Annotated in this window: 2 protein-coding genes; one reads left to right on the top strand and one right to left on the bottom strand. The window is 61.4% G+C overall.

The genetic code is table 11. The features are described 5' to 3' along the window. Nucleotides 1–52: 52 nt before the first annotated feature. On the bottom strand, nt 53–370 hold the full coding sequence (locus AC1D06_RS42710; RefSeq protein WP_477991639.1) for a LexA family protein: 318 nt from the start codon (nt 368–370) through the stop codon (nt 53–55). Nucleotides 371–403: 33 nt separating this feature from the next. Between AC1D06_RS42710 and AC1D06_RS42705 the strand changes: the two genes are divergently transcribed. After that, a partial coding sequence (locus AC1D06_RS42705) for a helix-turn-helix domain-containing protein (protein WP_477991637.1) occupies nt 404–715 on the top strand: 312 nt, incomplete at its 3' end.

Here is a 715-nt window from a genome sequence, read left to right as displayed (position 1 = left end):
CCAACCGGCGTGGTGGTCAAGGTGCGCACGATGAGGTTTCCTACTCCGGCGACTAGTACCTCTGCACAGAGGATTTGACGGTTTGGTTTGGCTGCAATGTTGGCAGGCAGTTGTGGTGGATGAGTAGTTCGACACTGCGTGCGATGCGTGGCTGCCTGCGGATCAGGCCGTTGCTTTCGAGCGTGAGCAGCATCTGGTGGACGGATGGCGGGGTAACGCCGAAATAGCGTTGCAGGTCGCGTTCGGCCGGTGCGCGCCCATTGATCTGGCTGTAGGCCCAGATAAAGGCGAGATACTGGCCCTGCTTGTCGGTGAAGCGCGGCGCCTCTGGCAACTTTTGGTCAAGTAATTGATTCATTTTTCGATTCATCCGGGACCTCCCTACCCAAAGGAGGCCTTGCGGATGAATATACGCTATCGTGTCGATCTCGACCAAGCCGAACGCGACGAACTTATGAGCCCACTGAACGCTGGCAAGCATGCGGCACGCAAGCTCAAGCAGGCGCAGATCCTGCTGGCCGCCGATGCTGGCCTGGGCGACGAGGCGATTGCCGCCACCGTGGTGGCCAGCGGCTCGACGGTCTATCGCACCAGGCGTCGCTTCGTGGAGATGGGCCTTGAGGCGGCGCTTAGCGAAGAGGCGCGCCCTGGTGCGGAGCGCAAGCTGACCGGCAAGGAAGAAGCGCTGCTGGTGGCCACCGCCTGCTCCAGCCCA

This window comes from Rhizobium sp. P2_G2 (assembly GCF_056403555.1).
The sequence above is the reverse complement of the archived record's forward strand: the minus strand, read 5'-3'. Positions and strand labels throughout refer to the sequence as shown.